A 22,953-nucleotide genomic window follows, 5' to 3' on the forward strand; every position below is an offset into this window, starting at 1 on the left:
AGTGCTTTGAACAAGAACATGCGTATCCTGATCGTCGACGACTTCTCGACCATGCGTCGTATCGTCAAGAACCTGCTGGGCGACCTGGGCTTCACCAATACGGCCGAAGCCGAGGACGGGCATGCCGCGCTGGCGATGTTGCAGAGCCAGCCGTTCGATTTCGTGGTCACCGACTGGAACATGCCGGTGATGACCGGCATCGACCTGCTCAAGGCCGTGCGTGCCGACGCCAAGCTCAAGACCCTGCCGGTGCTGATGGTGACCGCTGAAGCCAAGCGCGAGCAGATCATCGAAGCGGCACAGGCCGGCGTCAACGGCTACATCATCAAGCCGTTCACCGCCCAGACCCTGGAAGAAAAGCTCGGCAAGATCTTCGAACGCCTGGCGGCGAGCGCCTGATGGAGACCCTGAGCGACAAATCCGCGCTGGTGCAGCGCCTGCAGGACGCCCTGGCCGCGCTGGAAAGTGGCGACGAAGCCGGTTGGCGCCGGGAAATCGACGCCCTCGCCGCGCTGCGCACGCAGCCGATGATGGCCGGCCTGAACCGCCTGGCCCGCGAGCTCGGCCAAGCCCTGGGCGAGCTGCCCAGCCTGCCCAGCGAAGCCGGCGAGCTGGATGACGCCTGCGCGCGCCTGGACCACGTGGTGGCGATGACCGAACAGGCCACCCACCGCACCCTGGACCTGGCCGAGGAATGCCGCTCGCTCACCGAGCAGCTGCGCGCCAACGGGTTGACGGCCGACCAGGGCCAGCAGCTGGACCGGATCCGCCACAACCTCACCGAAATCGCGCTGACGCAGAGCTATCAGGACCTCACCGGGCAGATCATCCGCCGCGTGGTCGGGATCGTGCGTCGCGTGCACGAGGGCTTCAGTGCGCTCGGCCTGCCGCCGCAGGACGACGAAAAGAAGCGCGACAACAACGGCCTGGCCGGCCCGGCCGTGAACGGCCTGGATCGCCACGCGGTGTCACAGAACGACGCCGACGACCTGCTATCGGACCTGGGACTGTAACGCTCATGAGTGCTGTTCCAGACGATATCGCCGCCGACTTCATCCTCGAGGCCCAGGAAATCCTGGACCGCCTCGGCGAACAGCTGGTGTCGCTGGAGCAGGCGCCCCAGGACACCGACCAGCTCAACGCCGTGTTCCGCGGCTTCCACACGCTCAAGGGCGGTGCCGGCTTCCTCGGCATCCAGGCGATGGTCGAGCTGTGCCACGCTGCCGAGGAAACCCTCGGCATGGCACGCTCCGGCCAGGCCACGCTGCAGGCCCACCACTTCGATGCGGCCCAGCAGTCGCTGGATTACCTGCAGTCGATGCTTGATTCGGTCTCGGCCGGCACCGAGCCGGGCTATGCCCCGCCGGAGCTGATCGCCCAGTTCGACGTCAATGGGCCGGCCACGCCGGCGCCTGCGGCCGCCAACACGGCGAGCAGCGGCGGCGAGATGATCACCGATGATGAGTTCGAAGCGTTGCTCGACCAGTTGCATGGCGGTGCCGCACCGACCGCCATCGCGGCCCCGAAGAAAGATGACGGCCTGATCGGCGAGGACGAGTTTGAAGCCCTGCTCGACCAGCTGCACGGTGGCGCCGTTCCCGGTGCCAAGGCCGTCGCCGCCGCACCCGCTCCGCGTGCCGTGGCCGCCCCGGCAGCGCCGATGGCCAAGCCAGCGCCGGCCAAACCGGTTGCCGAAGCCGAACACACCGTGCGCGTGGATACCAAGCGCCTGGATGCCATCGTCAACCTGATCGGCGAACTCGTGCTGTCGCGCAACCGGCTCAAGACCCTGCGCGCGCGCCTGCACGATGAAGAACTCGACCGCGCCGTGTCCACCCTGGACATCGCCACCGCGCGCCTGCAGTCGGCAGTCATGCGCACCCGCATGCAGCCGGTCGGCAAGGTGTTCTCGCGCTTCCCCAAGGTGGCCCGCGATGTCGCGCGTTCGCTCAAGAAGGAAGTCGAGCTGGAGCTGATCGGCGCGGAAACCGAACTCGACCGCAACCTGGTCGAGGCGCTGGCCGATCCGCTGGTGCACCTGGTCCGCAACGCGATCGACCACGGCGTGGAGATGCCGGACCTGCGCGAGGCACAGGGCAAGCCGCGCAGCGGCCATGTGCGGCTCTCGGCCCAGCAGGAAGGCGACTACGTCAGCATCGAAGTGCAGGACGACGGCGCCGGCATCGATCCCGAACGCCTGCGCCAGAAGGCGCGCGAGAAGGGCTTGATCGACCCCGAAGCCGCCGCCCGCCTCAGCAGCGAGGAGTGCCTGCACCTGGTGTTCCTGCCCGGCTTCTCGACCAAGCAGCAGGTCACCGACATCTCCGGCCGCGGCGTGGGCATGGACGTGGTCCAGTCGCGCATCCGCGAGCTGAGCGGCCAGATCCAGATCCAGTCCGAGCTCGGCCGTGGCAGCCGCTTCATGATCCGCGTGCCGCTCACCCTGGCGATCCTGCCGACCCTGCTGGTGCAGGCCGGCGAGGACGTCTACGCCCTGCCCCTGGCCCGCGTGATGGAGGTGCTGCATGCCCCCAACACCTCGCTGGGCTGGTTCGATGGCCGTGCCGTGCTGGACCGCAAGTCGCACACGCTGGCCCTGGTCGACCTGCGCCATTGGCTCGATGTGGAGCCGATGCCGTCCTCGCTGCTGACCATCGTGGTGCTGCAGGCCGGTGAAGCCCGCTTCGGCCTGGTGGTCGATCAGGTGCGTGGCCGCGAGGAAGTGGTGATCAAGCCACTGCCCAAGGCCCTGCGCGGGCTGCGCGGCTATGCCGGCGCCACCCTGATCGGCGACGGTCGGATGGCACTGATCCTGGACGTGGACGGGCTGCGCACCCACCACGATTGACCCTGTGAAAGTGTGACCGCCGCATCACTGGATTCCTTCGGCGTCTCAAGTCCCATTCACACAAGCCGATAACGGACCCATGGACAGACTCAGCCTCATTGGACTTTTCCTCGCCTTGGCCTCACTGGTCGGCGGCAGCATCCTCAAGGGGGCCGGTCTGGCGTCGCTGTGGTCGCCGGCCGCCTTCGTGATCGTCATCGTCGGCACCATCGCCTCGATCCTGCTGCATACCTCGCCGGCCGTGTTCAAGCACGCCTTCAAGATCGTGCGCTGGGTGATCCTGCCGCCGAGCAGCGACCGCCGCGAGCTGATCCAGCAGATCGTGGAGTGGAGCAACATCGCCCGCCGCCAGGGCCTGCTCGGCCTGGAAGCCCAGGTCGACGCCCAGGACGATCCGTTCCTGCGCAAAGGCCTGCAGCTGCTGGTCGACGGCGTGGAGCCGGAGACCATCCGGCACATGATGGAAATCGAGCTGAGCAGCCAGGAGAGCCAGGATCTGGCCGCCTCCAAGGTGTTCGAGGGCATGGGCATCTATGCGCCGACCCTGGGCATCATCGGCGCCGTGCTCGGCCTGATCGCGGTGATGAAGAACCTCGCCGACCCGAGCAAGCTCGGCCACGGCATCGCCGCGGCCTTCACCGCCACCATCTACGGCATCGCCTCGGCCAACCTGCTGTTCCTGCCGGTGTCGGCCAAGCTCAAGAGCGTGATCCACCACAACAGCCGCGACCGCGAGATGATCATCGAAGGCCTGATCTCGATCGCCCAGGGTGAGAACCCGCGCAACATCGAAACCAACCTGTCCGGGTTCCTGCACTGACATGGCCCGTCGCAAGCACCACGAAGAACATGCCAACCATGAGGCCTGGGCGATCCCCTATGCCGACCTCATGACGCTGCTGCTCGCCTTCTTCGTGGTGATGTACGCCATCTCCTCGCTCAACGAAGGCAAGTACCGGATCATGGCCGATGCGCTGACCACCGCGTTCGGCGGCGCGCCGCGCACGATCAATCCGGTCCAGGTCGGCAACCAGCAGGTCCAGGGCGGCGGCTGGGACAGCCCCTCGGTGATCAGGGCCGGCACCAAGATCGGCCCCTCCGCACCGGCGCCGACCAACGACCCGACCCTGTTGCCGGCGATGGCCTCGCAGATGCGCATGCCGGTCTCGATCCGCAACCAGGAGCAGCTGCAGCGTGCCGAGCGCCAGCTCAACGGCATCGCCGACAAGCTCACCGCCACGCTGGCCCCGCTGATCGAACGCGGGATGATCACCGTGCGCCGCACCGAGCTGTGGATCGAGGTCGAGATCAACAGCGACATCCTGTTCCCGACCGGTTCGGCCACGCTGGACGTGCATGCACGCGACACCCTCTCCAAACTGGCCGAAGTGCTGCGCGATGCGCCCAATGGCGTGCGCGTGGAAGGCCACACCGACAACATCCCGATCGCCACCTCGCTGTTCCCGTCCAACTGGGAACTCTCGGCCGGGCGCGCGGCCAGCGTGGTGCATCTGTTCGCCGACCAGGGCCTGCAGCCGGCACGGCTGGCGATGGTCGGCTATGGCCAGTTCCGCCCCCGCGAAGACAACGCCAGCGCCGAAGGCCGCAACCGCAACCGGCGGGTGATGGTGATCATCCTGGCCGATACCGCGCAGGGCATCGACCCGATCACCGACCGGCTCAGTGCCGATGCCGACGCCGCCGATGCCGCCAAGGCACCTGCCGCTGGCGCCCCTGTTACCCCCATCGCACCGGTGCAATTGCCACCGGTGCCGGCCGGCAGCCGCGTTGGCGCCGCCGTTCCGCCCGCAATGAAGGAGTGAACCGCATGCGTATCTGGGCTGTTGCCAATCAGAAAGGCGGCGTGGGCAAGACCACCACGACGCTCGCGCTCGGCCGTGGCCTGGCCGCGCAGGGCCACCGCGTGCTGTTGATCGATCTGGATCCGCATTCGTCGCTCACCCGCGCCTTCGGCGTCGCGCTGGATCCCCCGCCGCAGGGCGTACTGGAACTGTTCGGCGCGCCGCCGGCCGAGCTCTCCACCCTCGCCCACCCCAGCGACATTCCGGGCCTGGACTACGTGTGCGCACAGGCGGCCCTGGCCACCCTGGAACGCCGCAGCGCCAACCAGCCGGGCCTCGGCCTGGCCCTGCAGAATGCGCTCGGCCGCCACCAGGGCCAGCATGACTACATCCTGCTCGACTGCGCGCCGACCCTGGGCCTGTTGATGATCAACGCACTGGCCGCGGCCGACCGCCTGATCATCCCGACCCAGGCCGAGCCGCTGGCACTGCACGGACTGGACGGCATGGTCCGTACCGGCGAGATGGTGGAGCGCTCGCGCCGCCGCCCCCTGCCGATGTCGATCCTGCCCACCTTGTTCGACCGCCGCACGCGCGCCGGCAACGAAACCGTCAAGCAGATGCAGGACAAGCACGGCCACCGCGTCTGGGAAGATGCGATCCCGGTCGATACCCGCATCTGCAACGCCGCCAGCCTGACCGTGCCGGCGCAGTCCGGGGATTACCCCGGCCGCGGCCTGGCGGCCTATCGTCGCGCACTGGAATGGATCCTGGCCGACGACGCGCAGCAGATGGAGCGCGCGGCATGAACACCGCCGGTGTACTCGACGACTACCTGGAGCAGCTGCTGGGCGACGCGATGCCGGCGCCGGCGGAGGTGGAGGCGCAGGCACCGCTGCCCGTTGCAGCGGCGGACCCCGTCGAAGTCACCGTCACTGCAGCGGCCCCCGCGACTGAAGAGGTCATCCCCCCGGGCTTCGATGATCTGCTGGATGAACTGCGCAACGATCCGCTGCTGAGCGGTGCGATGACCTTGTCCGCCGCTCCTGCGGTGGTCGAGGCGGCGGCTGAAACGGATGCTGCGATCGCGGCGCTACCCGTCGCAGCGCCTGGCTTCGATGACCTGCTCGACGAACTGCGCAACGACCCGCTCCTCAGCGGCGCCATGCCCGCGCCCGCGGACGAGGCCCGCCCGAGCTGGGACGACCTGCCACCCGAGGTCGTCCACGAGACCGGCCCCGTGGCTGCCATCGCCCCACCCGTTGCGGCCCCCGCACCGGTCGTCGCGCCCACACCTGCTCCGGCACCTGCCCCAGCCCCTGCAGCCGTCCCCGTCGCGCCCGCCGCTCGTGCACCAGCAGTGCGCTCGATGCCGGCCATGGCGCCCATGCTGGCCGCCACAAGCGCCCGTGCCAACGCTCCCTCGCTGGCACAGAGCCGACCCGGCAGCTGGGAGGAGCTGCAGCGGCAGGCACGCGACCCGGCCTCCAGCCCACGCGAGAACCGCCGCGCCGCCGAACGGACCTCGCGCTGGCTGCGCCTGCGGTGTGGCGCCCAAGCCTACGCGCTGGAGCTGCTCAAGGTCCAGGAAGTGGTCCTGCCGGTACCGCTGCTGCCGCTGCGCGGCACCTCGCCGGCGATGCTGGGCATCATGAACCTGCGTGGCCAGGTAGTGCCGGTGATGGACCTCGGCATCCACCTGGGCAGCAGCGCGGCCGGCAACGATGCCAATACCCGCATCGTGGTGCTGGAAGAGAATGGCGAGACCATGGGCCTGCGCGTGTCGGCGGTGGAAGATGTCGCCAACCTCACCGACTCCCAGATCGAGCCGCCGGACACCGCCCGCATCTGCCAGATCTCCAATGATCTGTTCCGCGGCGTGGCCCGTGGCGGCGCGCAACCGATGATCCTGCTGGACGCCACCCAGCTGCTGAACTGACGTAGTGGCGGAGACCCTTGCCGCCATGCGTGGATGCGCGATCTGCACCGGCACGGGACACGGCAGCCCCCCATGGGGTGGCTCTACCGGATCGTTGGATGGAACGCTGACGATCCCCCCCCCTTCCGCTAAAGCTTTGATGGTTTGGGCCGTTATAGACCTCGGAACCGTTTGTCCGGAGCAATGATGAGCACTGTGGCCTTGGGTGATGATCTCGGAATCGAGACCAGCACCGAGCTGAAAACCCGTTTGGCCCCCTTGGTGGATCAGGCCGGCGATCTGACGCTGGATGCCAGCCAGATCGGCCGTATCCATACCGCCTCGGTGCAGGTGCTGTGCGCATTCGTCGAGGCCCGCCGCAAGGCCGGGCATCCCACCGGATTCCACGGTTGCACCGCAACCTTCCGTGATGCCGCGCGTCTGCTCGGCGTCACCCAGGCCCTTGGCCTGGATGCACCCCATGACAACCTGAAATCTGTGGAGAACGCTGCATGAGCGCACGTATCTTGGTGGTGGACGATTCGGCGTCGATGCGCCAGATGGTCTCTTTCGCCCTCACCTCGGCCGGCTTTTCCGTCGAGGAAGCCGAAGACGGCGCGGTCGCCCTCGGTCGTGCCAAGGGCCAACGCTTCAACGCGGTGGTCACCGACGTCAACATGCCCAACATGGATGGCATCGCGCTGATCCGTGAGCTGCGCCAGCTGCCGGACTACAAGTTCACGCCGATGCTGATGCTGACCACCGAATCGGCCGCCGACAAGAAGTCCGAAGGCAAGGCCGCCGGTGCGACCGGCTGGCTGGTCAAGCCGTTCAATCCGGAACAGCTGGTCGCCACCGTCCAGAAAGTCCTGGGCTGATCCCGCTTCACCCTTCCCTCCCCTCGCAACTGGACACCCCGCACCATGAGCATGGATCTGCAACGTTTCCACGCCACCTTCTTCGAAGAAAGCCGCGAGGGGCTGGATGCGATGGAAGCTGGCCTGCTGGCGCTCGAATCGGGCCAGCAGGACCCGGAAATCATCAACTCGGTGTTCCGCGCCGCGCACTCGATCAAGGGCGGCGCCGGCACGTTCGGCTTCGACGCGATCGCCGCCCTGACCCACGTGCTGGAAACGCTGCTGGACGAACTGCGCGCCGGCAAGCGGGCGCTGGAGCCGGCCGCGGTCGACGCGATGCTGGCGTCGGTGGACGTGCTGCGTGCCCTGCTGCGTGAAGCCGAACACGGCCAGGCCGCCGATCCGCAGGCGGTCGCCGAGGTCAAGGCGCGGCTGGAAGCAGTGCTGTCCGGCCAGGCCGCCGCCGCGACGCCGGTCGTCGCCGCCAAGGTCGATGACACCCCCGAGGCGTGGCAGATCGGCTTCGTGCCGGCACCGTCGCTGTTCATGAGCGGCAACGACCCGCTGCGCATCATCCGCGAGCTCGAGCACCTGGGTTCGCTGCAGGTCGCCGCCCGCCTGGACCGCCTGCCCGGCTTCGATCAGCTCGATCCGCTCGAGGCTCACCTGGCGTGGGATCTTGGCCTGGTCGGCAAGGTGCCGCGCAGCAAGATCGAAGACACCTTCGCCTGGGTCGTGGACGACTGCGAACTGGACATCCGTCCGGCCGCACCGCCGAGCCTGGCCACCAGCACGCCGGTCGAGGCCAAGCCGGCCGCCGCCGTCGCCGCTGCACCGGCCGCTGCCGCACCGGCCGCCGCTGCACATGAAGCCGAGACCTCGATCCGCGTCAGCGTCGACAAGGTCGACGCTCTGATCAACCTGGTCGGCGAACTGGTCATCACCCAGGCCATGCTCAAGCAGGTCTCGCACGCACTGGACCCGGCGCAGGCCGAGCAGCTGCTGACCGGCCTGGACCTGCTGGAACGCAACACCCGCGATCTGCAGGAAGCGGTCATCGGCGTGCGCATGCTGCCGGTGGACGCCGTGTTCCGCCGCTTCCCGCGCCTGGTCCGCGATCTGTCCTCGCGCCTGGGCAAGCACGTGCGCCTGCGCACCATCGGCGAAGGTACCGAGCTGGACAAGGGCCTGATCGAGAAGATCGCCGATCCGCTCGTGCACCTGGTCCGCAATTCGATCGACCACGGCCTGGAAATGCCGGACGTGCGTCGCGAGGCGGGCAAGGACGAAACCGGCACGATCACGCTCGCCGCCTCGCACCAGGGCGGCCACATCGTGATCGAAGTCAGCGACGACGGCCGCGGCCTGAACCGCGACAAGATCCTGTCCAAGGCGCTCGAGCGTGGCCTGAGCGTGCCGGACAACCCCACCGATTCGCAGGTGTGGGACCTGATCTTCCAGCCGGGCTTCTCCACCGCCGATGCCGTCACGGATCTGTCGGGGCGTGGCGTCGGCATGGACGTGGTCCGCCGCAACATCCAGGCACTGGGGGGCGAAGTTCAGCTGGAGAGCCAGGCCGGTAACGGCACCCGCGTGCTGATCCGCCTGCCGCTGACCCTGGCGATCCTGGACGGCATGACCGTCTCGGTCGCCGGCGAAACCCTGATCCTGCCGCTGGCCTACGTGCTGGAGGCGCTGCAGCCGCAGGCCGACGACGTTCGCACCATGGCCGGCGAAGGCCGCGTGCTGCGGGTGCGTGGCGAGTACCTGCCGATCCTTTCGCTCAGCGAGTACTACGGCTACGGTGGGCGTGCGCTGGATGATCCGCTGGTGGTGGTCGTTGAAGGCGATGGCCAGAAGATCGCGCTGGAAGTGGACGAACTGGTCGGCCAGCAGCAGGTCGTGGTCAAGAACATCGAGAACAACTACCGCCGCATCAGCGGTGTCTCCGGCGCCACCATCCTCGGCGATGGCCGGGTCGCGCTGATCGTCGACATCGGCGGACTGGTGCGCTCGCTCAAGGTGCCGCAGGCCGCGTAACGCCGCCGCCCTCACGCTGTCTCCGACGCCGCCGCTCCCCCGGGAGCGGCGGCGTTCGTTCGCGGGTGGACGACGGCAGGCGACACACGCCGAACTGTGAACTCCATCGAGGGCCACCGTGCAAAGCATCGGCCCCCACCCTCCGCCTGCGTACGGTCAACGCCCGGCAAACCCTTGCAACAGCAACCATCCCGGCCCGCTGAACGTTGGCCACGGCCGTGAAAAAAATGTGACGCCGCACTATCAAGTTGCGGCCGATCAACGCCGCTATCCGAAGTAGCGACCACGGCAACCGTCGCGCGCTCCTCCGCTCCCGCGTCTCCCCATCCCGCTGATTCCGCCCAGCACCCCACGGCTGTGCGCCACTGCCCTGCCCGGAGTTCCAATCATGAAGTGGTTCCACGACCTGCCCATCGCCCGCAAGCTGGCGGTAGGCTTCACCCTCACCACGTTGATGACGCTGGCCCTGGGCGTCTTCGTCCTGGTCCGTCTTGGCGAAGCCAATGACCAGCTGCGTGCGATGAGCACCAACGACATTCCCTCGGTCCAGCACCTGGGCGAGGTGCGCGCGCAGCTCGGCGAATTCCGTACCTACGAGATGGCGCAGCTGACGGTGCTCGACAAGCCGGAGTCGGTTGCCGACTACGACAAGCGCATGGCCGACACCGGCAAGATCGTGAATGCAGAGCTGGCCGCCTACGCCGCGCTGCCGGCCGGCGACAAGGAGCGCCAGCTCTACGAGGTGGTCGCCGCCCGTACCGCCGACTACTTCAAGGCCAACGGCCTGATCAAGGCCGCGATCGCCGCCGGCGACGGCGTCACCGCCCAGCAGATCTCCGACGAGCAGTCGCGCCCGGCGCGCCGCGCGCTGTTCGCCGCGCTCAAGGAACTGGGCGAGTTCAGCAACGGCGTCGTCGCCAGCCGCATCGAAAGCGCCAACGCCACCCACCGCAACAGCATCTACGCGATCATCGGCTGCATCGTGCTGCTCTCGCTGCTGGCCGCGGTGATGGGCGTGGTGATCTCGCGCGCCGTCACCCGCCCGCTGGGCCAGGCCGTGCACGCCATCCAGTCGGTGGCGCGTGGCGATCTGTCGGTCAACATCCAGGCCACCAGCAAGGATGAAGCCGGCAAGATGCTGGCCGCGACCCGCGACATGACGGTGATGCTGCGTCGCTTCTCCGAGCAGACCCAGCAGATGGTCGAGATGCATGCCGGTCCGGACATCAGCCACCGCATCCCGGAAGATTTCCCGGGCGTGTACGGCCAGCTGGCCGTCGGCGTCAACACGGTGATCTTCGAGCACCTGGATTCGATCAAGGACGCGATCAACGTCCTGAACCAGTACGCCGCCGGCGACCTCTCGCCGAACGCCCGCCGCCTGCCCGGCACCCGCGCGATCCTGCACGAATCGATGGATGCGGCCAAGGCCAGCCTGCTGGCGATCAACACCCAGATCCAGTCGCTGGCCCAGGCGGCGGCGGCCGGTGACTTCACCCAGCGCGGCGATGCGCTGCGGTTCGAGCACGACTTCCGGGTCATGATCGAGAACCTCAACACCATGATGCAGGTCGCCGACGGCAACCTGTCCCAGCTCTCGCACCTGCTGCAGTCGATCGCCTCCGGCGACCTGACCGCGCGCATGCAGGGCGAGTTCCACGGCGTGTTCGCCGCGATGCGCGACGATGCCAACACCACCGTCGCCCAGCTGACCCAGATCGTCGGCCGCATCCAGCAGGCCTCCTCCAGCATCAGCACCGCGGCGGGCGAGATCGCCTCCGGCAACAACGACCTGTCGCGCCGCACCGAGCAGCAGGCCGCCAACCTGGAAGAAACCGCCGCCTCGATGGAGGAACTGACCTCCACCGTGCGCCAGAACGCCGAGCATGCCCGCCAGGCCAACCAGCTCGCCATCGGCGCGCACTCGGTGGCCTCGCAGGGCGGCGAAGTGGTCGGCCGCGTGGTCAGCACCATGCACGAGATCGACGCCTCCTCGCGCCGCATCGCCGACATCATCACGGTCATCGACGGCATCGCGTTCCAGACCAACATCCTGGCGCTGAACGCTGCGGTCGAGGCGGCACGTGCTGGCGAACAGGGGCGCGGCTTTGCGGTCGTGGCCTCCGAAGTGCGCACCCTGGCCCAGCGCTCGGCGGGCGCCGCCAAGGAGATCAAGGGGCTCATCGATGAGTCCGTCGGCAAGGTCGCCGAGGGCTCGCAACTGGTCAACCAGGCCGGTGCCACGATGGGCGAGATCGTCGCCTCGGTGCAGCGCGTGACCGACATCATGGCCGAGATTTCCGCCGCCTCGCAGGAACAGTCGGCCGGCATCGAGCAGGTCAACACCACCGTGGTGCAGATGGACGAAACCACCCAGCAGAATGCCGCGCTGGTGGAAGAAGCCACTGCCGCCGCCCGCGCCATGGAAGAGCAGGCCGGCCACCTGACCGACGCCGTCTCGCTGTTCAAGCTGGACGGGCAAGCCTACGCTGCCCCGGCGGCCGCACCGGCCGCCGGGGTGCGTTCGCCTGCCGCAGCGCGAGCCGCCGCCCCGGCCAAGCCGCGCAGTGTCGTCGCCGCACCGCGCCGGGCCATGGCCCGGGAACCGGCACTGGCCAACGACGCCGAGTGGCAGGAGTTCTGATCACGCCCGCGACGTGATCCATTGCGCCTGACGACACCCCGCCCCGGCGGGGTGTCGTCGTTTCACCGGCCCGCCGCCGGCACCGCACGCCGGAACCGCGGCCCGTCTTCTTCGCGGGGCGACACAATTCCCCCTACATAAATGTGAACTACTGCCGATAAACGGACAGAGCCCCGGTATGTACGCGTGCCGGCACCCGCCCAACCCAGCAGATTCCATGTCCGAAGGCAGCCACGACGCACACGACCGACCCCATGCCACCCACGACGATGGCACGGATGACCGGTACCTGGTCCGCAACCCCCGCCAGATCCGGCAGTTGCTGCAGGCGCTGATCGACCAGCGTTCGTTGATCAACGCCCACCTGGGCGGCCGCGACCAGTCCTTCCCCACCGCGGTGCTGGAACTGGACGACGACGAGGATTCGCTGCTGCTGGACGGCAGCCCCTCCGAGACCTCCAACCGCGCTGCCGAAGAGGCCGGCCATCTGCTCTGCTTCGCGCAGCTGGACCGGGTGATGGTGCGCTTCCGCCTGGACGGCCTGGAGCGCGTGCGCAATGAAGGCCACGTCGCCTTCCGCGCGCCCTTCCCCGAGGAGCTGGTGCACCTGCAGCGCCGCGAGCTGTATCGGCTGGAAACGCCGATCACCGATTCACCGCACCTGCAGTTCCCGGTCAACGAAGACCGCAGCGAGATCCTGCAGCTGCGCGTGGTGGACATCAGCGGCGGCGGCCTGGCCGTCACGGTGCCGGTGGACTGCAACGTGTTCTCGCTGCAGAAACGCTACGCGGCCCAGCTGGACCTGCCCGATGGCAGCCCGCTGCATGTCTCGCTGGTCGTCTGCAACCAGTTGGCGGTCAAGCTGCCCAACGGGGTCGAAATGAAACGCATCGGCATGCGCTTCGACGACCTCCCGCGCGGTGGCGACAGCGCGATCCAGCGCTACATCTTCCGCATCGACCGGCAGCGGAGTGCGAGGAAGAATGGGGAAAGCTGATGGCTGCTTCAACTGCGTGGCGCTGGTGATGCGTGATCGGGGCAGCGGCTGTTGGCCTTGCTGCCGCTGTCGATGTTGCCATTGCTGTTACTGACACACCGACGCACTGTCGAAGGGCTGGTGTGGGTGGGTTGGCGGGACCATGAGCGCCATGGATGGCGCGACATGAGCCTCCATGGACGGATTCACGGCGTGTCCCGCCTACCCACCCACACCAGCCCAGCCCAGCCGCCGAATGCCACACCCCCCACGCCGTTGCTTTTGCAGCTGCAGTTGAACGCAACGCCGAGTCTCCAGAGTCCAGCACCCCTAAAGTCGCCCCCGGCCAGGCCGATATCCAGCGTGACCCCCGGTTATTCGACCGCCACGCCCGATCCAGGACCCCTCGATGAACGACAAGAACAGCAACGCCACCAGCGACGGCGGCGAATACCTCAGCTTCACCCTCGGCGCCGAGCACTACGGCGTGGACATCCTCAAAGTCCAGGAAATCCGCGGCTACGACTCCGTCACCCGCGTCCCCGATGCCCCCGACTACATCAAGGGCGTCATCAACCTGCGCGGCACCATCGTCCCCGTCATCGACCTGCGCCTCAAACTGCGCCTGGAAAATGCCACCTATGACGCCTTCACCGTCATGATCGTCCTCAACGTCGAAGACCGCGTCGTCGGCATCGTCGTCGACAGCGTCTCCGACGTCATCCCGCTGGCCGCCGACCAGATCCGCCCGACGCCTGAATTCGGCGCCGCCGTCGATACCCGCTTCATCTCCGGCATCGGCACCCAGGACGATCGCATGCTCATCCTGCTCGATATCGAAACCCTCCTCGACAGCGCCGACATGGGCCAGGCCCCGGTCATCGACGACGTCGCAGCCTGAGACATCCGTCACAGAACAAACAGCGGACTGCGCCCGGTACATACCGTGACAGCCACTGAAGAAAAAACACGCTTCAGTTCCGCCCGGTCCGGCCGATAGCTGGTTTCAGAACCCGGCTGCACTGGATCGCCCATGGCCGGGCCAACTGCCCTTATCCCCGGAGAATGTTCCCGATGAAGTCCCTGCTTGCCCTGTTCTCGGTCGCCGTGATCGCCGCCTCCGCTTCCACCGCATTCGCCCAGTCCGGTGAAATGATTCCGCCGGAAATGGCCCCGCGCTCGGTCGGCAAGGACGGCATGGTCTGCGGCAAGGTCGAGAAGGCCCGCTACGCCGAAGGCTCCGAAGGTCAGCCGACCTTCCTGTACATGGGTGGCGCGTTCCCGCGCCACACCTTCTCGGCCCGGATCGCCGGCGCCAACCGCGACAAGTTCAGCTTCCCGCTGGAGTCGCTGGAAGGCAAGACCGTCTGCGTGATCGGCAAGATCGCCCGCGATGCCTCGCGCGCTGAAATCGAAGTCAGCTCGCCGGCCGGCCTCAAGCTCGCCAACATCAAGTAATCCCCGTACGCCCTGCCACGCCGGCGTTGGCCGGCGTGGTCGCTGCAACCGGCCCCGACGGCCGGACGCGTTTGCCACTGGAGACCGCACCTGCCATGCCGTGGATCAACAACCTCAAACTGATGCCCAAGTTGATGCTGACTTTCGGCGTCCTCCTGCTGGTAATGCTGCTGCAGGGCATCGTGGCCTATCGTGGCCTGCACTCACTCAACAACGTCACCACCGAACTGTCCGGGCCCCGGATGGACAGCATCCGCCTGGCCGGCGAACTGCGTGGCATGGTCGGCGAGTACCGCAACTCCGCCTACCAGAGCCTCATCCGCGCCAGCGATGACGTGAAGGCCGAAGCCAAGTCCCGCGCCGCGCAGCTGCGCACCCAGATCGACGCCTCGATCAAGAAGTACCCCGCGCTGATCGACAATCCCCAGCAGAAGAAGCTGTTCGACACCTTCGCCAAGGATTGGACCGACTCGCTGGCGTCCTACGACGCCGTCACCGAAATGCTCGAGCTGGACCTGCCCGACGACGCCGTGGATACCTTCGTCGGTGAAACCCGTGCCAAGCATCTCAAGGCATCCTCCGCCCTCGAGGCGCTGATCGCCGAAGACAACCGCCTCTCGCGCGCCTCGCGCGAAGAAGCCGAATCCACCTATGCCGCCTCGGCCACGCTGACCGTCATTACCCTGCTCGGCGGCGCCGCCCTGGGCCTGGTGCTGGTGTACCTGTTCGCCCGCTCGCTGGTGGGCAGCATGCGCGGCGCCGTATCGGTCGCCAATGATGTCGCCAGCGGCAAGCTGGATGGCCACATCGACGTCAGCCGCAAGGATGAAGTCGGCGACCTGCTGCAGGCCATGCAGCGCATGCAGCGCGACCTGCGCGAACGCACCGAAACCGACCAGGCCATCGCCCGCGAGAACCTGCGCATCCGGACCGCACTGGACTACAGTTCGACCGGCGTCTACCTGACCGATGCCCAGCACACGATCGTCTACAGCAACCGCGCGCTGCAGCAGACCCTGAGCCAGTACGAAGCCGACATCCGCAAGGACCTGCCGGACTTCGATGCCGCCGCCTCGCTGATCGGCAAGTCGGCCGCCACGCTCGAACACGGCAGCGAGATGGATGCCAAGACCCTCGCCCAGCTGCAGCAGCACGGCGTCAGCCGTCGTCCGATGCAGTTCGGCGAAGCGCAGTTCGCACAGGTCGTCTCCTCGATCGCCAACGAGCAGGGTGAGACCGTCGGCCACGTCATCGAATGGCGCGACCGCACCCCCGAAGCGCTGGTGGAAGCCGAAGTAGCCCGCGTGATCGCCCAGGCCGCCGCTGGCGATCTGTCCGGCCGCATCGACAGCGAAGGGAAGGACGGCTTCTTCCTGCAGCTGGCCCAGCAGCTCAACGGCCTGCTGGACGCCAACTCGGCCAGCATCGAACAGGTCTCCAACCTGCTTGCCGCACTGTCGCAGGGCGACCTGACGGTGCGCATGCACGGCGACTTCCAGGGCGTGTTCGCCCGGATGCGCGACGACGCCAACGCCACCGCCGAGCAGCTCAGCGGCATCGTCACCCGGATCAAGCACTCCAGCCAGCAGATCAACTCGGCCGCCAGCGAGATCGCCACCGGCAACAGCGACCTGTCGCGCCGTACCGAGCAGCAGGCTGCCAACCTGGAAGAAACCGCCGCGTCGATGGAGGAACTGACCTCCACCGTGCGCCAGAACGCCGAGCATGCCCGCCAGGCCAACCAGCTCGCGATCGGCGCACACACCGTCGCCTCGCAGGGCGGTGACGTGGTCGGCCAGGTGGTCACGACCATGAGCGCGATCCAGACCTCGTCGAAAAAGATCGCCGAGATCATCTCGGTGATCGACGGCATCGCGTTCCAGACCAACATCCTGGCGCTGAATGCCGCGGTCGAAGCGGCACGTGCCGGCGAGCAGGGTCGCGGCTTCGCGGTCGTCGCCTCCGAAGTGCGTACCCTGGCCCAGCGGTCGGCCGGTGCAGCCAAGGAGATCAAGGGCCTGATCGACGACTCCGTCGGCAAGGTCAACGACGGCTCGGCACTGGTGCAGAAGGCCGGCGCCACCATGGGCGAGATCGTCGCCTCGGTGCAGCGCGTGACCGACATCATGGCCGAGATTTCCGCGGCCTCGCAGGAACAGTCGGCCGGCATCGAGCAGGTCAACCAGACCGTCGTGCAGATGGATGAAACCACGCAGCAGAACGCTGCGCTGGTGGAAGAAGCCACCGCCGCCGCCCGTGCGATGGAAGAACAGGCCGGCCAGCTGACCGATGCCGTGTCGATCTTCAAGCTGGACGAGCATGAGCTCGCACCGGCTCCGATCGTGGCCGCCCCGCCGCGCGCCGCGCGCGCGCCGCTGGCGCAGGCTGCCGTGCGTCGCCCGGCTTCGCGCCCGGTGGCCACCGAACTGGCCGACGGCGACTGGCAGGAGTTCTAAGCCCTGCCGGGCGTTTCGCTCAAAGGCCCCGATGCGCCTGCATCGGGGCCTTTTTGTTTGTGCCCACCAAAACTCAGCCGCCCGGGCTCAATCGTGGCGACCTGCGGCCGATAACAGCATTGCCGCGACATGTTTGTCGATCAAAGACCCCTGCCCATGAATCTACTCAGCCGCTGGAACCAGTCCTTCTCCAACCTGTCCGTCAGGCGCAAGCTCAACCTGCTGACCCTGCTGATCGCCTTGGGCGTCATCGCCCTGTCGGTGGTCGCCGCGCGCATGCAATACTTGGATTTGACCGACACCCGCAAGGACAGCCTGAAGACCCAGGTCGAACTCACCTACGGCATCCTGGAGCACTACCACCGGCTGGCGGACAGCGGTGAACTGACCGAGGACGCGGCCAAGCAGGCTGCGCTGATGGCGCTGGAGAGCATGCGTGCCGACGGCGACACCTACTACTTCAACGTGTACGACACGAACTACCGCATGCTCATGCATCCGTTCCGCAAGGAGTTGATCGGGCAGGACATGAAGGAATTCCGCACCGATGACGGGGTGCGCGTGTACTACGACCAGATCGGCATGGCCCGCCTCGGCGGCGGCTTCGTCTCCTACCAGTGGGCCAAGCCGGGTACCGACAAGGTGGTCGAGAAAGTCGCCTATGCCGGGATGTATGCGCCGTGGAACTGGGTGATCAGCAGCGGCGTCTACATGGACGATGTGCAGCAGCAGGCGCTGGTGTTCACGGCGATCATGGCAGCCACCGGCGGCGGCGTGGTCCTCATCGTGCTGGCGCTGAGCTGGCTGATCGGCAACCGCATCACCCTCCCGCTGCGCCAAGCCACCCACGTGGCCGAGAGCATCGCCCGCGGCAAGCTGGACAGCCGCATCGGCGAGCAGGCCCACGATGAGCCCGGGCGCCTGCTGGAAAGCATGGCCCGCATGCAGGAACAGCTGCACGCCGTGATCAGTGGCCAGCGCGAGATGGCCAGCCGCCATGACGCAGGCAATACCGGCTACCGAATGGACGAGACCGCCTTCCCCGGCGAGTACGGCCTGATGGTGCATGAAACCAATGCCCTGGTCGGCGCGCACGTGCAGACCATGGACGATGTGCTGGCCGTGGTGCAGCGCTATGCCCAGGGCGACCTCGGCGCGGACATCGCGCGCTACCCGGGCGAGAAGGCCGAGATCACCCGCACGGTCGATGCGGTCAAGCAGAACCTGGGCAGCATCAACGGCGAAATCCAGCGCCTGGCCGCGGCCGCCGCCGCCGGCGATTTCAGCCAGCGCGGCGACACGACCCGCTTCGACCACGATTTCCGCCGGATGATCGGCCACCTCAACGCGATGATGCAGATCAGCGACGAGAACCTGGGCAAGCTCTCGCAGTTGCTGTCGGCCATCGCCGAGGGCGATCTGACCGCGCGCATGCAGGGCGACTTCCAGGGCGTGTTCGCCACCATGCGTGACGATGCCAATGCCACCGTGGCCCAGCTGACCCAGATCGTCGGCCAGATCCAGGAAGCCGCCGGCAGCATCAACCTGGTCGCCGGCGAAATCGCCACCGGCAACAGCGACCTGTCGCGCCGTACCGAGCAGCAGGCCGCCAACCTGGAAGAAACCGCCGCCTCGATGGAGGAACTGACCTCCACCGTGCGCCAGAACGCCGAGCACGCACGCCAGGCCAACCAGCTCGCGATCGGCGCGCACTCCGTCGCCTCGCAGGGCGGCAACGTGGTCGGCGAAGTGGTCACCACCATGGCAGCGATCCAGACCTCCTCGAAGAAGATCGCCGAGATCATCTCGGTCATCGACGGCATCGCGTTCCAGACCAACATCCTGGCATTGAACGCTGCGGTGGAAGCCGCACGCGCCGGTGAGCAGGGTCGCGGCTTCGCGGTCGTGGCCTCCGAAGTGCGCACGCTGGCCCAACGCTCGGCCGGTGCAGCCAAGGAGATCAAGGGGCTGATCGATGACTCGGTCGGCAAGGTCGCCGAGGGCTCGCAGCTGGTCAACCAGGCCGGCGCCACCATGGGCGAGATCGTCGCCTCGGTGCAGCGCGTGACCGACATCATGGCCGAGATTTCCGCGGCCTCGCAGGAGCAGTCCGCCGGCATCGACCAGGTCAACCAGACCGTGGTGCAGATGGACGAGACGACCCAGCAGAACGCTGCGCTGGTGGAAGAAGCCACCGCCGCCGCGCGCGCGATGGAGGAACAGGCCACCCAGCTGGCCGACGCCGTGGCGATCTTCCGCCTCGACAACCAGGTCGCCCAGGCTGTCAGCGCGGTCACCGCGCGCGCGGTCGCCGCGATGGGGCCGGTACGCCCGGCCAGCCGCCCGGTGCCGCCAGCATCCCCTGCCCTGCGTGCCGCCGCCCAGGTGCGCACACCGCGCAGCACGCCGGCCGATGACGGCAACTGGCAAGAGTTCTGAGTCCCCGCGGCGATCCCTGATCGCCGCACCCCCTTTCCCTGCGAGTCCGCCCGTGTCCACGCCCCCAGCCAACGCCGCTTCACCGAATGCTCGCGAATTCGAGTTCGCCGATCGTGATTTCCGCCGCGTCTGCGAGCTGATCTACCAGCGCGTCGGCATCTCGCTGGCGCCGGCCAAGCGCGACATGGTCTACGGCCGACTGTCGCGCCGGCTGCGTGCGCTTGGCATGCGCAGCTTCAGCGACTACCTGGACCAGCTCGAGTCCCATGGCGGCGACGAATGGCAGGCGTTCACCAACGCCCTGACCACCAACCTCACCGCGTTCTTCCGCGAGCCGCACCACTTCGAGAAGCTGGCCGACGAACTGCGCCTGCGCGCTGGCCACGGCACCCTGCAGCTGTGGTCGTGCGCGGCCTCGACCGGCGAGGAACCCTACTCGATGGCGATCACCGCCTGCGAGACCTTCGGCACGCTCAAACCGCCGGTGCGCATCCTGGCCACCGATGTCGACACCCAGGTGCTGGCCACCGCCAGTCGTGGGGTCTATGCGATCGACCGCGTCGCCGGGCTGGATCCCGCCATCCGGAAGCGCTACTTCCAGCGCGGCACCGGCCCGAATGAAGGCCACTGCCGGGTCAATCCCGCACTGCGCGACCTCATCGACTACCGCCCGCTCAACCTGCTTGCCAACCGTTACGACGTCGGCGGCCCGTTCGATGCCCTGTTCTGCCGCAACGTGATGATCTATTTCGACAAACCGACCCAGCGCGGCATCCTGTCGCGGCTGATCCAGCACATGGGCGATGACGGCCTGCTCTATACCGGCCATTCGGAGAACTACCTGCACGCCGCCGACCTGATCCAGCCCTGCGGCCGGACCCTGTACAAACGTGCGCCCGGAGCGCCGGTATGAGTCTGCCGATCCGCAACGACGAAGTGATGCGCTATTTCGACAGCCGCTTCCAGGTCACCGCCGCCAAGCTGCTGCCGACCCAGTACCTGGCGGTGGACGACAACACCGCGCTGACCACCACGCTGGGCTCCTGCGTGGCCGCCTGCCTGCGCGATCCGGTGCTCAAGATCGGCGGCATGAACCACTTCCTGCTGCCCGAAGGCAACGTCGGCGATGGCGCGCCCGCGCGCTACGGCAGCTACGCGATGGAACTGCTGATCAACGACCTGCTCAAGCGCGGCGCCCACCGCAAGCGCCTGGAAGCCAAGGTGTTCGGCGGTGCCAACGTACTCAAGGGCTTCACCAGCAACCCGGTCGGCACCCGCAATGCCGAGTTCGTGCGCCAGTACCTGCAGGCCGAGCACATCCCGATCATCGCCGAGGACCTCTGCGGCATCCATCCGCGCAAGGTGTGGTTCTTCGCCGATACCGGCCGCGTGGTCGTGCAGCGCCTGCCGCATGCCCATGAAGCCGAAGTGGCCGCGACCGAATCGGCCGTGCGTGCCCGCCTGTCCAAGGCCCCGGTCACCGGTGGCGTGGAGCTGTTCGAATGACCCACGGTGTCCCCTGCAAAGTCCTGATCGTCGACGACTCCGCGGTCGTGCGCCAGATGCTCAGCGAGATCCTCGCCAGCGATCCCGGCATCGAAGTGGTCGGCACCGCCGCCGATCCGCTGCTGGCGCGCGAGAAGATCAAGCGCCTTGCCCCGGACGTGATCACGCTGGACGTGGAAATGCCGCGCATGGACGGGCTGGCCTTCCTGGAAAACCTGATGCGCCTGCATCCGCTGCCGGTGGTGATGATCTCCTCACTGACCGAGCGCGGCGCCGATACCACCCTGCAGGCGCTGGCGCTGGGCGCTGTGGACTTCGTCTCCAAGCCGAAGTTCGACGTCGCCCGTGGCCTGCAGGTCTACGCCGAAGAGATCATCGGGAAGGTCAAGATGGCGGCCCGCTCGAGGGTCCGTACGCTCGCCCGTCCCCCCACGCCGCGCATCACCCTGGATGCGGTAGCACCGAAGGCGCCCCCGCGCAGCATCCAGTTCCGCACCACCGACCGCCTGATCGCCATCGGCGCCTCCGCGGGCGGCACGGAGGCCCTGCGCGTGGTGCTCGAAGGCATGCCGGCCGACGCCCCGGCCGTCGTGTTGACCCAGCACCTGCCCGCCACCTTCAGCACCCCGTTCGCCGAGCGCCTGGACCGCCATTCGGCGATGTCGGTGCGCGAGGCCAGCGATGGTGAAGCGGTGTTGCCCGGCCACGCGTACCTGCCGCCGGGCGGCAAGCACCTGCGGATCATCCGCGACGGCGCCCGCTGGCGCTGTCGGGTCGACGACGGCCCGGCGGTCAACCGGCACAAGCCGGCAGTGGACGTGCTGTTCCGTTCGGTGGCCGAAAGCGCCGGGGCGAACGCGATCGGCGCGATCCTGACCGGCATGGGCGACGACGGTGCCCGCGGCCTGCTCGATCTGCGCAACGCCGGCGCCCCGACCCTGGTGCAGGACGAAGCGACCAGCGTGGTCTGGGGCATGCCCGGTGCAGCGTTCAAGCTCGGCGCGGCGGAGGAAATGGTGCCGCTGGAGCGGATTGCCGAGCGGTTGATGGCGTTGGCGCGGGGTTAAGCCGCGCCAGCCACGCATGGTGTGGCCGCAGCACGCGGATCACCACGTCCCTCACCCGCCCCAGTACAACCGCATCGGGTTGTCCACGAGCAGCTTCCGCTGCAGCTCGGCGGTCAGCGCGATTCGTGGAATGAACTCCACCAGCTTTCCGTCATCGGGCATGTGCGATGTCAGGTTCGGGTGCGGCCAATCCGTTCCCCACAGCACACGAACCGGGAACCGCTCCACCAGATGGCGGGCGAACGGCACCACATCGTCATAGGTGGGCGGACCGCTCACCGACAGACGCTCCGGGCAGCTGACCTTGCTCCACACGTTCGCGTGCTTGTCCATCAACCGCACGAACCGCTGGAAACCGGGACCGTCCACCGGCTGGGTCACATCCGGCCGCCCCATGTGATCCACCACCACGGTGGTTGGCAACGACGTAAAAAACGCCCAACGCTCGGCCAGGTCCGCCGCCTCGAAATACACCACCACGTGCCAGCCCAGCGGCGCAATACGCTCGATGATGGCGCGGTAGTAGGCGTCCGGCTTGGGGTCCACCAGCCGCTTGACGAAGTTGAAGCGCACGCCACGCACCCCGGCGGCATGCAGCACCTGCAGCTCCTCATCGCTGACGCTGTCGCGCACCGTGGCCACGCCGCGCGCCATCCCACCGGACGCCTGCAGGGCATCAACCAAGGCACGGTTGTCAGCGCCATGGCAGGTCGCCTGCACGATCACGTTGCGGGTGAAGCCCAGCCGGTCACGCAGCGCGAAGAGCTGGTCCTTGCCCGCATCGCACGGGGTGTACTTGCGCTCGGGCGCATACGGAAACTGGTCGCCGGGCCCGAACACATGGCAATGCGCATCCACCGCCCCGGGCGGCGGCACGAACGCAGGCACGCTCGGATCCGGGCAGAAGTCCAGCCAGTCCGCATCTTTCACGAATGTCGTCAT

The 22,953-nt window shown here is 67.6% G+C and carries 19 protein-coding genes and 1 pseudogene; 19 read left to right on the forward strand and 1 reads right to left on the reverse strand.

The window, feature by feature from the left end:
* Positions 1-6 precede the first annotated feature (6 nt).
* The 19 genes and pseudogenes from cheY to HH110_RS07415 all read left to right on the forward strand — a co-directional run bounded on the left by cheY (position 7) and on the right by HH110_RS07415 (position 22,011).
* Positions 7-399, forward strand: coding sequence for a chemotaxis response regulator CheY (gene cheY, locus HH110_RS07325; RefSeq protein WP_019182908.1), 393 nt, complete (start codon positions 7-9; stop codon positions 397-399).
* Positions 399-1,013 (forward strand): protein phosphatase CheZ, encoded by a 615-nt coding sequence (locus HH110_RS07330; RefSeq protein WP_176989044.1) that lies wholly within the window; start codon positions 399-401, stop codon positions 1,011-1,013. Before cheY ends, HH110_RS07330 begins: the two co-directional genes overlap by 1 nt.
* A gap of 5 nt (positions 1,014-1,018) precedes the next feature.
* Positions 1,019-2,848: a chemotaxis protein CheA gene (locus HH110_RS07335; protein ID WP_176989045.1), complete on the forward strand. Its 1,830-nt coding sequence runs from the start codon at positions 1,019-1,021 to the stop codon at positions 2,846-2,848.
* Between the two features lie 79 nt (positions 2,849-2,927).
* Positions 2,928-3,668 (forward strand): flagellar motor protein, encoded by a 741-nt coding sequence (locus tag HH110_RS07340; RefSeq protein WP_176989046.1) that lies wholly within the window; start codon positions 2,928-2,930, stop codon positions 3,666-3,668.
* A gap of 1 nt (position 3,669) precedes the next feature.
* Positions 3,670-4,500, forward strand: a pseudogene (motD, locus tag HH110_RS07345) (flagellar motor protein MotD); the annotation flags it as partial.
* A 176-nt stretch (positions 4,501-4,676) separates the two neighbouring features.
* Entirely contained in the window at positions 4,677-5,459 is a 783-nt protein-coding gene (locus HH110_RS07350) for a ParA family protein (RefSeq protein WP_176989048.1), read from the forward strand.
* Positions 5,456-6,589, forward strand: a complete 1,134-nt coding sequence (locus HH110_RS07355) for a chemotaxis protein CheW (protein ID WP_176989049.1) — start codon at positions 5,456-5,458, stop codon at positions 6,587-6,589. Before HH110_RS07350 ends, HH110_RS07355 begins: the two co-directional genes overlap by 4 nt.
* 186 nt (positions 6,590-6,775) lie before the next feature.
* Entirely contained in the window at positions 6,776-7,084 is a 309-nt protein-coding gene (locus HH110_RS07360) for an STAS domain-containing protein (protein ID WP_019182915.1), read from the forward strand.
* Entirely contained in the window at positions 7,081-7,446 is a 366-nt protein-coding gene (locus HH110_RS07365) for a response regulator (RefSeq protein WP_088435039.1), read from the forward strand. The genes HH110_RS07360 and HH110_RS07365 overlap by 4 nt, the downstream gene beginning before the upstream one ends.
* Before the next feature lie 45 nt (positions 7,447-7,491).
* The gene (locus HH110_RS07370; RefSeq protein ID WP_176989050.1) at positions 7,492-9,465 is read left to right on the forward strand and encodes a chemotaxis protein CheA; all 1,974 of its coding nucleotides are present in this window, start codon (positions 7,492-7,494) and stop codon (positions 9,463-9,465) included.
* A 388-nt stretch (positions 9,466-9,853) separates the two neighbouring features.
* Positions 9,854-12,109, forward strand: coding sequence for a methyl-accepting chemotaxis protein (locus HH110_RS07375; RefSeq protein WP_176989051.1), 2,256 nt, complete (start codon positions 9,854-9,856; stop codon positions 12,107-12,109).
* Between the two features lie 217 nt (positions 12,110-12,326).
* A complete protein-coding gene (locus HH110_RS07380) occupies positions 12,327-13,106 on the forward strand; it encodes a flagellar brake protein (RefSeq protein WP_176989052.1) in 780 nt (259 codons plus the stop codon).
* A gap of 388 nt (positions 13,107-13,494) precedes the next feature.
* Positions 13,495-13,986, forward strand: coding sequence for a chemotaxis protein CheW (locus tag HH110_RS07385; protein WP_176989053.1), 492 nt, complete (start codon positions 13,495-13,497; stop codon positions 13,984-13,986).
* 173 nt (positions 13,987-14,159) lie between these two features.
* The gene (locus HH110_RS07390) at positions 14,160-14,543 is read left to right on the forward strand and encodes a hypothetical protein (RefSeq protein ID WP_176989054.1); all 384 of its coding nucleotides are present in this window, start codon (positions 14,160-14,162) and stop codon (positions 14,541-14,543) included.
* Between the two features lie 95 nt (positions 14,544-14,638).
* Positions 14,639-16,999 (forward strand): methyl-accepting chemotaxis protein, encoded by a 2,361-nt coding sequence (locus HH110_RS07395; protein WP_176989055.1) that lies wholly within the window; start codon positions 14,639-14,641, stop codon positions 16,997-16,999.
* 156 nt (positions 17,000-17,155) lie between these two features.
* Positions 17,156-19,438 carry a methyl-accepting chemotaxis protein gene (locus tag HH110_RS07400; protein WP_176989056.1) on the forward strand — a complete coding sequence of 761 codons (2,283 nt, stop codon included), beginning with the start codon at positions 17,156-17,158 and terminating at the stop codon, positions 19,436-19,438.
* A 52-nt stretch (positions 19,439-19,490) separates the two neighbouring features.
* Positions 19,491-20,351 carry a CheR family methyltransferase gene (locus tag HH110_RS07405; RefSeq protein WP_176989057.1) on the forward strand — a complete coding sequence of 287 codons (861 nt, stop codon included), beginning with the start codon at positions 19,491-19,493 and terminating at the stop codon, positions 20,349-20,351.
* Positions 20,348-20,944 (forward strand): chemoreceptor glutamine deamidase CheD, encoded by a 597-nt coding sequence (gene cheD, locus HH110_RS07410; protein WP_121036713.1) that lies wholly within the window; start codon positions 20,348-20,350, stop codon positions 20,942-20,944. Before HH110_RS07405 ends, cheD begins: the two co-directional genes overlap by 4 nt.
* Positions 20,941-22,011 (forward strand): chemotaxis response regulator protein-glutamate methylesterase, encoded by a 1,071-nt coding sequence (locus HH110_RS07415; protein ID WP_176989058.1) that lies wholly within the window; start codon positions 20,941-20,943, stop codon positions 22,009-22,011. Before cheD ends, HH110_RS07415 begins: the two co-directional genes overlap by 4 nt.
* Before the next feature lie 51 nt (positions 22,012-22,062).
* On the opposite strand, the gene HH110_RS07420 is transcribed toward HH110_RS07415, so the two are convergent.
* Positions 22,063-22,953, reverse strand: a complete 891-nt coding sequence (locus HH110_RS07420) for an amidohydrolase family protein (protein ID WP_176989059.1) — start codon at positions 22,951-22,953, stop codon at positions 22,063-22,065.

Origin of the sequence: Stenotrophomonas sp. SAM-B (genome assembly GCF_013387485.1) — a bacterium.
GTDB classification, from domain to species: domain Bacteria; phylum Pseudomonadota; class Gammaproteobacteria; order Xanthomonadales; family Xanthomonadaceae; genus Stenotrophomonas; species Stenotrophomonas maltophilia_AA.

Coding starts and splice junctions, on each gene's coding strand:
- HH110_RS07370 (WP_176989050.1), top strand. CDS start 7,492: ATGAGCATGGATCTGCAACGTTTCCACGCCACCTTCTTCGAAGAAAGC.
- HH110_RS07420 (WP_176989059.1), bottom strand. CDS start 22,953: ATGACGACATTCGTGAAAGATGCGGACTGGCTGGACTTCTGCCCGGAT.
- HH110_RS07365 (WP_088435039.1), top strand. CDS start 7,081: ATGAGCGCACGTATCTTGGTGGTGGACGATTCGGCGTCGATGCGCCAG.
- HH110_RS07400 (WP_176989056.1), top strand. CDS start 17,156: ATGAATCTACTCAGCCGCTGGAACCAGTCCTTCTCCAACCTGTCCGTC.
- HH110_RS07355 (WP_176989049.1), top strand. CDS start 5,456: ATGAACACCGCCGGTGTACTCGACGACTACCTGGAGCAGCTGCTGGGC.
- HH110_RS07390 (WP_176989054.1), top strand. CDS start 14,160: ATGAAGTCCCTGCTTGCCCTGTTCTCGGTCGCCGTGATCGCCGCCTCC.
- HH110_RS07385 (WP_176989053.1), top strand. CDS start 13,495: ATGAACGACAAGAACAGCAACGCCACCAGCGACGGCGGCGAATACCTC.
- HH110_RS07340 (WP_176989046.1), top strand. CDS start 2,928: ATGGACAGACTCAGCCTCATTGGACTTTTCCTCGCCTTGGCCTCACTG.
- HH110_RS07360 (WP_019182915.1), top strand. CDS start 6,776: ATGAGCACTGTGGCCTTGGGTGATGATCTCGGAATCGAGACCAGCACC.
- HH110_RS07335 (WP_176989045.1), top strand. CDS start 1,019: ATGAGTGCTGTTCCAGACGATATCGCCGCCGACTTCATCCTCGAGGCC.
- HH110_RS07350 (WP_176989048.1), top strand. CDS start 4,677: ATGCGTATCTGGGCTGTTGCCAATCAGAAAGGCGGCGTGGGCAAGACC.
- HH110_RS07395 (WP_176989055.1), top strand. CDS start 14,639: ATGCCGTGGATCAACAACCTCAAACTGATGCCCAAGTTGATGCTGACT.
- HH110_RS07375 (WP_176989051.1), top strand. CDS start 9,854: ATGAAGTGGTTCCACGACCTGCCCATCGCCCGCAAGCTGGCGGTAGGC.
- cheD (WP_121036713.1), top strand. CDS start 20,348: ATGAGTCTGCCGATCCGCAACGACGAAGTGATGCGCTATTTCGACAGC.
- HH110_RS07380 (WP_176989052.1), top strand. CDS start 12,327: ATGTCCGAAGGCAGCCACGACGCACACGACCGACCCCATGCCACCCAC.
- HH110_RS07330 (WP_176989044.1), top strand. CDS start 399: ATGGAGACCCTGAGCGACAAATCCGCGCTGGTGCAGCGCCTGCAGGAC.
- HH110_RS07415 (WP_176989058.1), top strand. CDS start 20,941: ATGACCCACGGTGTCCCCTGCAAAGTCCTGATCGTCGACGACTCCGCG.